Here is an 11,521-nt window from a genome sequence, read left to right on the forward strand (position 1 = left end):
TGCCAAAGCGTCGGCAGCCGGCAGCGGCCGCCTCTTGTGCGTGTGACGCCACACACTTATCGTCGAACCAATATTGCAATAGATCATTCCAGTTTCGCAATGGCGCGAGACGCCTTCCGCTGTCCGGGCCGCCGAAGGCCCTTCCGACGGCTTTTCCCCGAGGGAGACGCTCCGTGTTCGATCCGCCACCCACCGCCCGTCCCGCCCCGGACGTCGTCACCACGGAGCTGGTCCGCTCCGCGCTGGCGGCGGCCGCCGAAGAGGCGAGCATCGTGGTCGTGCGTTCGTCGCACTCGACGTTCATCCAGGAGGGCGCCGACGCGTGCGCGGCGCTGCTGTCCGCGGACGGTGCGCTCGTCGCCCAGTCGTCGGCGACGAGCCTCATGCACTCGGCGAGCCTGCACTGCACGGTGCCGGAGATCCTGCGGGACATCCCGGCGGCGGACATGCGGCCGGGCGACGTGTACGTCACCAACGACCCCTACCGGGGCGGCATCCACGCCAACGACCTGATCGTCGTGCGCCCGGTGTTCGCGCCCGGCTCGGCCTTGCCGGTGTTCTTCGCCGGCACCCTGATCCACGTCGCGGACGTCGGCGGCGCCGTGGCCGGCGGCCTTGCCGCGACCGCCACCGACACGTTCCACGAAGGCCTGCTGCTGCCGCCGGTCGCGCTCTATCGGGCCGGTGAACCGGTCGACGCGGTGTGGCGCATCGTCACCCGCAACAGCCGCACCCCCGACAAGGTCGCGGGCGACATCCACGCCCTGGTCGCGGGCACCCGCACCCTCGGCGCCCGCGTCGAGGAACTCATGGAGCGGCACGGCGCGGACACCGTCGCCGACGTCGCCGACGGCTGGCGCGACTACGCCGCGCTGCGGACCCGGCTGGGCATCGCCGCGCTGCCGGACGGCGTCTGGCACGGCTCGTACACGATCGAGACCGACGGCGTGGAGTCCGGCCGCGAGCACACCGTCGCGGCCACCGTCGAAGTCCGCGGCGACACCCTGACGGTCGATCTCACGGCCACCACCGCGCAGGCCCGCGGCGCCATCAACTCCTCCCGCTCGCAGACGCTGTCCGGCGTGCTGTTCGCGGTGCGCTGCTTCCTCGCCGGGGACATCCCGATGAACGAGGGATGCCTGCGTCCCCTCGACATCCGCCTCGCGCCGGGCACCCTCGTCGACCCGGCGCCGCCCGCGGCCTGCGGCGGACGCGTGGTGACCGTCGCGGCGGTGATCGAGGCCATCCTGTCCGCGCTCTCCCACGCGCACCCGCAGCGCGCGGTCGCGGCGAGCGGCCTGGTGCACGTCTACGCCCTCGCGAGCGCGGACGGCGGCAACCCGTGGGTCAGCCTGCTGTACGAGTTCGGCGGCATCGGCGCACGCACCGCTTCCGACGGGCCGGACGCCACCGGCGCCTACTTCCTCGGCGGCCGTTCCGTCGTCCCGCAGCTCGAACCCCTCGAGGCCGGGCACCCCCTGCTGTTCCGGCATGCGCGGCTGCGCGCCGACTCGGGCGGCCCCGGCCGCACCCGCGGCGGCCTCGGCACCGAGCTCGCCGTGGAAGTGACCGCCCCGGCCCGGCTCACGGTCCGCGGCGACCGCATGTCCGCGCCGCCCGCGGGCCGCGACGGCGGCGGAGCGGGCGGGCCCGGCCGCCACGAACTGCGGCGCGCGGACGCCACCACCGTCGCGCTCGCGCCCAAGCAGACGGATATCGCGCTGCACCCCGGCGACGTGTTCGTCGTCGGCACCTCGGGAGGCGGCGGACTGGGCGACCCCTATACCCGCGATCCCGACGCGGTGGCCGCCGACGTGCTGCGCGGCCGCGTGACACCGAGCGCGGCTTACGCCCACTACGGCGTCGTCCTCGACCCGGCGGGCAGCGTCGACGCGGAGGCCACGCGGCAGCTGCGTGCCGCGCGTACTCCCACTGCCACTGCCACTGCCACTGCCTCCGCCACCGGCTCCGGCTCCGGCTCCGGCACGACCTTCGGCACGAACGGAACTCCCCATGCCTGAATCCACCCCCGCCACCGGCGGCGCCGTGATCGGCGTGGACGTCGGCGGCACGTTCACCGACACGGTGCTGTCCGTGCCCGGCGCGCCGACCGTCACGTCCAAAGTGCTGACCACCCCCGACGACCCCGCGGTCGGCGTGTGCCGGGGCATCGCCGAGGCGCTGAGCCGGGCCCGTATCGCGCCGTCCGACGTCACGGCCGTCGTGCACGGGACGACGCTGGCGACCAACGTGATCCTCGAACAGCGAGGTGTGCGCGTCGCGTTCGTCACCACGGAGGGGTTCGGCGACCTGTTCCGGCTCGGCCGCGAGGCCCGGGTCGAAGAAGACCGCTACGACCTGGACTTCCGTCCGCCGGCCGCCCCGATCCCGCCGGGCTGGGTCGTCGAGGTCCCGGAGCGCGCCACCGCCGACGGCGGGATCCGGCGACCGCTCACCCCCGCCGCGGCCGAAGCCGCCGCCGCCCGGGTCGCCGCGCTGCGCCCGGACGCGGTCGCGGTGTGCCTGCTGCACTCCTGGGCGCGGCCGGACCACGAAGAGCGGCTGGCCACGGCACTCGGCCGCGCGCTGCCGGACGCCTACCTCGCGCTGTCGTCCCGGGTGTGGCCGGAAGTACGCGAGTACGAGCGGGCGATGACGACGCTGCTCAGCGCCTACGTCGGCCCCGTGATGACCGGCTACCTCGACCGCCTCGCCGACGCACTCGCCGACCTGGGCGTGCGCTGCGGGATCCGGGTGATGGACTCGGCGGGCGACGTGATGGCCGCGTCCGCGGCCGCCGCGACCCCCGTGCGCACCGTCGAGTCGGGCGGCGCGGCCGGCATCGCCGCCGCGGCCCGGGTCGCCCGGCGGCACGCCGGGGGCCGGGCGATCTCGTTCGACATGGGCGGCACGACCGCGAAGGCAGGCATCGTCCGGGACGGGCGGCCGGGCATCACCTACGACTTCCAGGTCGGCGGCAAGGGCAGCTTCGGCACGTCCCGCGCCGGAACCGGCCTGCCGGTCAAGGGCCCGGTCGTGGACCTGTCCGAGGTCGGCGCGGGCGGCGGCAGCATCGCGTGGGTCGACGAGGGCGGCGCGCTGCGCGTCGGCCCGCGGTCCGCGGGCGCGCATCCCGGGCCCGCGTGCTACGGCGCGGGCGGCACCGCGGCAACGGTCACCGACGCGAACGCCGTGCTGGGGCTGTTCGGCGGCGAGGAACTCGCGGGCGGCGTCCGGCTCGACCTGGCGGCCGCCGAGAAGGCCGTCCGGGAAGCCGTCGGCGATCCACTCGGACTGCCGACCGCCGAGGCGGCGCAGGCAATACGCGCCGTCGCCATCGCCCACATGGCCACCGCGATCCGCCTGGTGACCGTGCAACGCGGCCTGGATCCGCGGGAGTTCCCAATCGTCGCGTTCGGCGGCGCGGGGGCGATGCACGCCGCGGACCTGGCCGCGATGTTCGGCATCACCGAAATCCTCGTGCCGCGTGGCGCGGGCGTGATGGCCGCACACGGACTCGCCGCCGCGACACCCGGCGTCGAACGTGTCCGCACGCTGCCGATGCGCCTCGACACGCCCGACACCGCCGCCCGCGCCGCCGGAGTGCTGGCCGGCCTGGCCGCGGCGTGCCGCACCGAACTCGGCCTCCCGGCCGGGGCGGGCACCGAACGGGCATCGCTGGACATGCGCTACCTCGGCCAGTCGCACCAGCTCGCCGTCCCGCTGCCGGACGGCGCCGCGGTGCCGGACGCGGAGACGCTCGCCGCGCACTTCCGCGCCGCGCACGAAGCGGCGTACGGGGTCGCCCCGCACGCGCCGGTCGAGCTGGTCACCTTCCGGATCCGGGTCACCTCGGCGACGGGCCCTGCCGTCGAGGCGGGCTCCGGGGCCGCGTCCGGATCCGGGTCCGGGTCGGAGGCCGAGTCCCGAGCCGGTTCCGAAGCCGCGTTCGAAGCTGCGGACGCCGACCTGCCCCGGCCGACCGCGGGCGCCGAATCCGCCGTCGTGCGGCCCGCGTTCTTCACGGCCGCGGGCGGCTGGACGGCCACCGCCGTGTGGACGTGGGACCGGATCGCCGGACTCGGCTCCCCCAACGTGTCCGGCCCCGCGGTGATCCGCGGCGCCGAATCCACCGTCGTCGTCCCGCCGGGCTGGACCGTGCACGCCGCGGCCGGCCATCTGCTGCTCCGCCGTGCTCCGGGCGCGGTGTCCCCCGTCTCCGCCGCGCAGGCCGCGGGCACGTCCGAAAGCGAGGCCAGACCATGACCACCGCGACCCCTGCCGGACCGGCGCTGTCGCCGTTCCGCGTCGGCCTTGTGCTGGCGCCGATCATGCTGCTGTCGATGGTCGCCGCGCTCGAACTGACCATGGTGTATCCGGCGGTCCGGTTCATGATCCCGGTGTTCCACACCACCGACGTGGCGTGGGCGCTGACCATCGTGAGCCTGGTCGGCGTGGCGACCGAGTCGCTCATCGGGAAACTCGCCGACATGTTCGGCAAGAAGCGCGTCCTGACCGTGCTCGTCGCGGTGTTCGCCGCCGGGTCGCTGATCTGCGCGCTGGCCGACTCGCTGACGTGGCTGCTGGTCGGCCGGGCGCTGCAGGGGACGTTCCTCGCGGTGACCGGGATCGCGTACGGCCTGGTCCGCGACCTGCTGCCGGCCCGGAACGTGCCGATCGGCCTGGGCGTGCTGTCCGCGGGGCTCGGGCTGTCGGCGGTGATCGGCCCGTTCGTCGGCGGGACGCTCATCGACCACTTCGGGTTCCGCAGCGTGTTCTGGTTCGGGCTGATCTATGTCGGCGCCGTCGCCCCGCTGTTCCTGTGGGCGGTCCCCGAATCCGCGGTGCGGGTGCGGAGACGGCTCGACCTGATCGGCGCGGTGCTGGTCGGCGGCGGCGTCGGGTTGCTGCTGTTGGTGGTGAGCCAGGGCACCGTGTGGGGCTGGACGTCCGGCCGCGCGGTGGTGTGCTACCTGGGCGGCGCGGTGCTGCTGGCGCTGTTCGGGGTGCGGGCGCTGCGGATCGAGGACCCGCTGTTCGACGTGCGGGTGATGTTCGGGCGGGCGCTCGGGCCGACGCTGGTCGTGACGGTGCTGGGCAGTTTCGTGCTGTCGGCGTACGCGTACTTGAGCGCGTTGATGCTGGAGACGCCGCGGCAGCCCGGCATCACCTACGGGTTCGGGCTGACGGCGTGGGAGGTGGCGACCTATCAGCTGCCGTACGCGCTGGTCGCCATCGTCCTCGGCCTGGTCGGCGGCCTGCTGGTGCGCCGGTACGGGCCGCGGGCCACGCTGCGGCTGGCGATGGCGTCCTTCGCGGTGAGCATGACGCTGCTGGCGCTGTTCCCGTCGCACACGTGGCAGATCTGCCTGTGGAGCGCCATCTACGGCATCGGCTTCGCACTGTCGCCGCTGTCGACCGCGCAGCTCGTGGTCGACGCGGTGCCGCCGGAGCAGACCGCGGTCAGCACCAGCGTCCTGGGCGTGGCCCGCAGCCTCGGCAGCGGTGTCGCGGTGCCGGTGACCGGCGCGATCCTCGCCCACGACGTCCTGCGGGCGGACCCGCGGACACACCAGGCGGTGTACACCGACGGCGCGTTCATGTGGGCGTTCTTGTCGGCGGCGGCCTGCGCGGCCGTGGCCTTGGTGGTGGCGATGTTCATGCGGGGACCGGCGCAGCATGTGGCGTCGGCGCCGGGGGTCCGCGGGGCGGATTCCGCGTCGCGCGCCGGGGTGGGGTCCTAGCGGGCGGGCGGGCCGGTGGCGGGGCCGTGATGTGCGGCTCCGCCACCGACGGCTCGGATGCTCAGGCGGTGTCGGTGTCGGCGTTCGCTTCGGCTTCGGCTTCGGCGCATACCGTTTCCAGCGCGTCCGCGGTGGCGCGCGGCCGGGTGATCATCAGGTCGTGTCCGGCATCGACTTCGGCATAGCGGGCGTCGGGGAGGCGCGCGGCGAAGGTGCGGGCCAAGGCGAGGGGGATCGCGGCGTCGGCGGTCGCGGCGATGTAGGAAGCGGGGATGTCCAGCGCGCGGAACGCGGACAGGCGTCCCGGCTCGACCAGCGCGGCGGGCGGGTAGGCGCAGTGGCGTGCGGTGACCCACGCGCGGTCCTCGTCGGTGCCTTCCGGCATGAGGACTTCGGCCATGAGCCGGTGGTCGGTGCGGGCTGTGCCGTCCGGCTCGATGGTGACCGCGCGGGCGACCTCCGGAGTCTGCGGGACGGCGTCGAGCAGCGTCTCGCCGTCGTTCGCCACCACGGCGGCCAGCCACACGACGCGCCCGATGCGCTCGCGCGCGACCTCGGCGACGCGCGGGACGACGACACCGCCCATGCTGTGCCCGACGAGCACGATGTCGTGCAGGTCCTCGTGGTCGAGGACGTGCGCGATGTCGGTGACGAACGTGGCGAACGGCGTGTCCGGTCCGCCGAGGTGCCGGCGCTCGCCGAAGCCGGTCAGCGTGGGCGTCCACACGTCGTGCCCGCGCGCCCGCAGCTCCCGGGCCAGGCGCTGCCAGCACCAGCCTCCGTGGCCGCCCCCGTGGACCAGGACGAACGTACGCGGGGCCGTGTCGATCATGGGCACCTCCGGCGGGGACTGTAGCCGGAAGGCGGTGCGAGCTGAAGGGACGCGGCTACTCGGGCACCGGGTCGTGGCCGCGCTTCCCGCCCGGGCGGCAACCGCGCAAGCGACGGGCCGTCAGGTAGGTGCCCTTGGCGGCGCCGTGACGTTCCAGCGCCGCGACGGCGTACGTCGAACAGGTCGGCGTGTAGCGGCAGCACGGCGCCCGCTTCGGACTGACCTCGGCGCGGTACCGGTGCACCGCCCGCAGCAACCGGTCGCGCACCCCGCGGCGGCCGGGCGCCAGCAGACACACCACGGCGATCACGGCGAGCCGCCACGTCATCGCGGTGAGACAGTCGCAACTGCCGCCGTCACACCCGTCACCACAGCCGTCGCAACCGCCGTTGCAGCTGTCGCAGGCGCCCGACGAGTCCACCGAGTCGGCGATATCAAGCGCATCGTCCGCGCCTTCCGCAATATCCCGCAGCCCCTGGCCGGGAACCTCGCCACCCGCCTCCTCGGCGGCCTCGGCCCCTTCGGCGAACGGATTCCCGCTCGGAAACGCCATCCTTGCCCCCTCACCCAGGCCCGTTCGCACCGCACATCAGCTGCCGCGCACGAGGCCACGTGCCAGTCAAACCCCCGGCCGCGCCACCCCGGAACGGCCCCGTGGAGGTACACGCGAGATCCGGGGAATCGGTTCGCCGCGGTGAAGCAGCGGCGGGCGGTGAGCCGGGCCGGTGGTGTCATGCGCGGGCGGGTGCGGCGCGGTCGACGTGCGGCGCGGAGCCTTGGAAGTCGAAGGCGTCCGTGGGCCCCGGCGCCGGGTCGCTCAGACGGCGAGGACGTTCTCCCGGGTGGCGGGGTCGGGGTCTCCGATGGTGTCCCGGTTCGGCCGGACGGCTTGAGAAGGAGAGCGAGGCCGCCGGCGGCGAGGGCCGGGGCAGTCCACAGGTAGCCGGTGGCCGTGGCGTGGGCGAAGGCGTCCGGCGCGGTGTCGTGGAGCACCGCGGGCAGTCGGCCGATGGTGTCGGGACGGGCCTCGTCGAAGCCCCCGGCGGTCGGCGGGTCATGGGTCCGTTGGACGAAGCCGGTGCCCCGGCTTCCCGGCGCCGGCATGCCGGGGCCGCGGCTCGGACGCGGTGCGTCACGAACCGCGGCCGCTCGGCTTGGTTGCCGGGTGTCGGCCCGTCGGGTGCCGCGTGCGGGCGTCAGACCGCCAGCGCGAACGCCGTCCGGCCCACCGCGGCGCTTGCCTGAGCCGTCGGGTAAGTCCGGCGGACGCGGTCGGCCACGGCGAGGGTGAGGTCGACGAGGCCGACGCCGAGGGCACCGCCGACCGCGGCGATCATTTCGCTCGACGGCTCCTTGATGCCGCGTTCCACCTCGGAGAGGTACTGCGGCGACACCCCGGCACGCGCCGCGGTCTCCGCGAGCGTCTCGCCGCGCTGGTGGCGCAGCGCACGGAACTGCTCGCCGAGCGCGTGCCGCCACAGCGGCTCCCGCGCGGGCGCGGCAGGGCGGATGACACGGGTGGGGAATCTCGGCGCGGCGGCCGGGCGGGGGTCGGCAACGGGCGCGCGCGGGACGGCCTTGTCCGGCACAGCCTGCTCGGCGGCAACCGTCTCGGGCGCGGTGGCGATGTCTGCGGCGAAGTCGGCCATGCCTCATGCTAGGCCGCGTTGCGCCCCCCACCACCGCTTATCCGCCTGCAGCAGAATCCCCGCAGCCGACTTGCGACACGGACGTCGGCGTGCACGCAGGTGGATTCGTTCACGAGACCGGTGCCGTACGAGTGTGATCAGTGGGCGACTCGGTGCGGGTGTCGCGCCGCAAGGCCGGCCCGCGGCGAAGGCGGGCGGAGGCCCCGCGAAGCGTCCCGAGTCTTGCCACCTCCTCCGAGGCGAGTTCCGGGCGGCCGGCGAGTGCCGGCGCGGCTGCGTAGGGCCGTTCGCCTTCTTCGAGCTTCGCTGCCACGGCATCCAGGAGGACGCGAAGAACACGGGCGTCCGCTTCGAAACCGTCATCCTGCCACCGCTCCCGCGCCGCCCTGTGGACAACCCGTCACCCCCCCGCGGCCATCCCCTCACCTCTCCTCGATCACCACATCCACCAACCCGTAGTCCTTCGCCCCCGCCGCCGTGAACACCCGGTCGTGGTCCGTGTCCGCGCGGAGGTCCGCCGTGGTCTGGCCGGTGTGTCGGGACAGGATGTTCTCGATGTCGGACCGCACCCGGACGACCTCGTCGGCCTGGAGGATCAGGTCCGGGATCGCGCCGCGGCCCTGGGCGGCCGGCTGGTGGAGGACCACCCGGGCGTGCGGCAGGATGGCGCGCTTGCCGGGGGCGCCGGCGGCGAGGAGGACCGCTCCGACGGCGACGGCTTGGCCGACGCAGGTGGTGGCGATCTCGGAGCGGACGTAGCGCATCGTGTCGTACACAGCCAGCATCGCGCTCGGGTCGCCGCCCTCGCAGTTGATGTAGAACTGGATGTCCTGCTCGTGGTTGTCGGCTTCCAGGAACAGCAGTTGTGCGACCAGCGCGTTGGCGACGCCCGCGTCGATGCCCGTGCCGAGGTAGATGACGCGCTCAGCGAGCAGGTGCGAGTAGACGTCCATGATGCGTTCGCCGCGCGAGTTGCGGGTGATGACGTTCGGGATCGTGTACGTGCTCATCGCGCCGCTCCTGTCTGGGTGGCCTCGTTTGTCTGAGTGCCCTCGTTCGGCTGAACTGCCTGGAATCCCGCGTCCGGTCCGATGCGTCGCGAGCCGCGCGGGGCGATCTCCGCGAACGACTCGACGATGCCGTCGACGAAGCCGTACTCGAGGGCTTCCCGGGCGGTGTACCACCGGTCGTGCAGTGAGTCTTCGAAGACGCGGTCGATGGGCTGGCCGGTGTCTTCGGCGATCAGGCGGAGGACGGTGTCGCGGGTGTGCCGCAGGTCGTTGGCCTGGAGTTCGATGTCGACGGCGGTCCCGGCGATGCCCGCCGAGCCCTGGTGCATGAGCACCCGGGCGTGCGGCATGGCCCGGCGCTTGCCGGGGGTTCCGGAGGACAGCAGGAACTGACCGGCGCTGTACGCGATCCCCAGCACCAGCGTGGACACGTCGCACGGCACCAGCCGCATCGTGTCGCGGATCGCCAGCATCGCCGGGACCGAACCGCCCGGGGAGTGGATCCACAGCGCGATGTCGGCGCTCGGGTCCTCGGCCGCCAGCGTGATCAGCTGGGTCGCCAGCAGCGTGCCGTTGTCGTCGTCGAGCGGGCCGTCGAGGACGAGGACGCGCTGCGCGTACAGTTCGCGCCGCGCTTGCGGGTGGAACAGCGGGGCTTTCGAGTCGTCGCTCATGCCCTCCACCCTGCGCCGCGGCGGAAACGCGGCTCAAGCAGATCTGCCCTCGGCAGATCCGCTCACAGCAGCGCGACCGTCGGCGGGTGTCAGGCGCCGGCCAGCGACAGCTTCACCGCGAAGCCCAGGAACAGCGCCCCGACCGCCGACGTCGCACACGCCGACATCTGCCGGCGGCGCCGGAAGGCCGCGGCGAGCTTCGTGCCGCTGAAGATCAGCAGGCTGAGGTACAGCGCACTGGCCAGCTGCGCGAACGCCCCCAGCACGACGAACGAGAACGCCGGATACGCGTACCCGGGGTCGACGAACTGCACGAAGAACGCGACGAAGAACAGGATCGCCTTGGGGTTGACCAGGCTGATCACGAGCGCCCGCCGGAAGGGCCGCTCCGCCGCGTCCACCGCTTCCGGAGACGCCGACGCCGCCTCCTCCAGCCGCTCCCGCCGCGTCCGCCACATTCCCCACGCCGCCCGCAGCATGCCGAAAGCCAGCCAGCTCAGGTAGCCCGCACCCGCGTACTTGACGATGGAGAACAGCACGTCGTTGGCCTTGAGCAGCGACGCCGCACCCGCCGCGGACAGCGTCATCAGCACCGTGTCGCCGCACCACACGCCCGCGGCGGCGGTGTAGCCGGACCGCACGCCGCGGCGGGCAGCCACCGACAGCACATACAGCGAGTTCGGCCCCGGGAGCAGGATGATCAGCACAAGGCCCACGAGGTAGGTGGGCAGGTCGACGACACCGAGCATGGGCCGGAGTGTCGCACGCGCGCCGGACACGCGGAAGAGCGGGCAGCCGCGGCCCGGAGCCGTACTCCAGGGAGGGGGTGCGGTTGGTCCGCGGGCGGACAAGGCCGGCGATGCAGCCGACCGCCCACCGGCCTCCGCCAGGCTCAGGCCGCACCGCGAACCGCGCGCATGTGCCGCGTGTACTGCGGCCGCCCGATCGCGTACCAGAGGCCCCGGGCGAACCACGGCAGGCCGCCGAGCATGGCCGCGCGCTCTTCCGGGGTGGCCTCCTCAAGGGTGATGCCGAGGAACAGGAGCAGCTTGGGCTTGGGCGTGGCGTTCTGGAAGTGCTCGCCCATGGCGTCCCACTCGCGCTGGGTGACCAGGCGGGCGGCGAGGGGCAGGAGTTCGGTCTCTTCGTCGTCCAGGTGGGCGACGAGGACGGCGCGGTGGTCGACCAGCGCGGCCACGAGGGCGTCGCGGGCGTCTTCGCCGGCGCCCGACTCCCATGCCGGCAGTGCGGCCTCGGCGCGGGTCATCGACTCGGCGATCCGTTCGTGCTGGGCCTCCATGCGCAGCACGAGGTCGGTCTCCAGGTCGACGCGGGACAGCAGCGCGGGCCACAGGTGCTCGTCTTCGCCGTGGTGGTGGTTGTGCAGGCCCATCAGATAGTCGCGCAGGTGGGCGGCCAGGACCGCGGCACGGGCGGTGTCGCCGGGGGCGACCTCGGAGATCAGTTGGGCGAGGAGACGCGATTCGCGGCGGAGGCCCCGGTGGATGACGGTCATCCCGTGGGTGTCGATGGTGCCGATGGTGTCGTTGGCGATGGTGGTCTGCTGCGCCTTGGCGGCGTTGGTGTTTTCCATGGCATGAAGCGTGGCCGG

The 11,521-nt window shown here is 73.7% G+C and carries 10 protein-coding genes; 3 read left to right on the forward strand and 7 right to left on the reverse strand.

All coding sequences use genetic code 11. The features are described from left to right. Window positions 1-173: 173 nt before the first annotated feature. From ACPA54_RS00270 to ACPA54_RS00280, 3 genes are read left to right on the forward strand one after another with little or no spacing between them, the layout of a single operon-like run. Complete coding sequence (locus tag ACPA54_RS00270) at window positions 174-2,021, forward strand: hydantoinase B/oxoprolinase family protein (RefSeq protein WP_423525521.1); 1,848 nt, start codon at window positions 174-176, stop codon at window positions 2,019-2,021. After that, window positions 2,014-4,266 (forward strand): hydantoinase/oxoprolinase family protein, encoded by a 2,253-nt coding sequence (locus tag ACPA54_RS00275; protein WP_423525523.1) that lies wholly within the window; start codon window positions 2,014-2,016, stop codon window positions 4,264-4,266. Before ACPA54_RS00270 ends, ACPA54_RS00275 begins: the two co-directional genes overlap by 8 nt. Further along, window positions 4,263-5,744, forward strand: a complete 1,482-nt coding sequence (locus ACPA54_RS00280; protein ID WP_423525525.1) for an MFS transporter — start codon at window positions 4,263-4,265, stop codon at window positions 5,742-5,744. Before ACPA54_RS00275 ends, ACPA54_RS00280 begins: the two co-directional genes overlap by 4 nt. Window positions 5,745-5,805: 61 nt before the next feature. Here ACPA54_RS00280 and ACPA54_RS00285 read toward each other — a convergent pair whose 3' ends face one another. The 7 genes from ACPA54_RS00285 to ACPA54_RS00315 form a co-directional block, all read right to left on the reverse strand. Beyond that, window positions 5,806-6,576 (reverse strand): alpha/beta fold hydrolase, encoded by a 771-nt coding sequence (locus ACPA54_RS00285; protein WP_423525527.1) that lies wholly within the window; start codon window positions 6,574-6,576, stop codon window positions 5,806-5,808. 55 nt (window positions 6,577-6,631) lie between these two features. Continuing rightward, window positions 6,632-7,129, reverse strand: a complete 498-nt coding sequence (gene yidD / locus ACPA54_RS00290; RefSeq protein ID WP_423525529.1) for a membrane protein insertion efficiency factor YidD — start codon at window positions 7,127-7,129, stop codon at window positions 6,632-6,634. A 643-nt stretch (window positions 7,130-7,772) separates the two neighbouring features. Further along, on the reverse strand, window positions 7,773-8,225 hold the full coding sequence (locus ACPA54_RS00295; protein ID WP_423525531.1) for a helix-turn-helix domain-containing protein: 453 nt from the start codon (window positions 8,223-8,225) through the stop codon (window positions 7,773-7,775). A gap of 422 nt (window positions 8,226-8,647) precedes the next feature. Beyond that, window positions 8,648-9,235 (reverse strand): ClpP family protease, encoded by a 588-nt coding sequence (locus ACPA54_RS00300; RefSeq protein WP_345676482.1) that lies wholly within the window; start codon window positions 9,233-9,235, stop codon window positions 8,648-8,650. Beyond that, window positions 9,232-9,909, reverse strand: coding sequence for a ClpP family protease (locus tag ACPA54_RS00305; protein ID WP_423525533.1), 678 nt, complete (start codon window positions 9,907-9,909; stop codon window positions 9,232-9,234). The genes ACPA54_RS00300 and ACPA54_RS00305 overlap by 4 nt, the downstream gene beginning before the upstream one ends. Before the next feature lie 89 nt (window positions 9,910-9,998). Beyond that, window positions 9,999-10,658, reverse strand: a complete 660-nt coding sequence (gene leuE, locus ACPA54_RS00310) for a leucine efflux protein LeuE (RefSeq protein WP_423525535.1) — start codon at window positions 10,656-10,658, stop codon at window positions 9,999-10,001. A gap of 143 nt (window positions 10,659-10,801) precedes the next feature. Continuing rightward, window positions 10,802-11,503, reverse strand: coding sequence for a hemerythrin domain-containing protein (locus tag ACPA54_RS00315; protein ID WP_423525537.1), 702 nt, complete (start codon window positions 11,501-11,503; stop codon window positions 10,802-10,804). Between the last annotated feature and the right edge of the window lie 18 nt (window positions 11,504-11,521).

The sequence above is a fragment of the Uniformispora flossi genome (genome assembly GCF_049534875.1).
In the GTDB taxonomy this organism is placed as follows: Bacteria; Actinomycetota; Actinomycetes; order Streptomycetales; family Streptomycetaceae; genus Yinghuangia; species Yinghuangia aomiensis.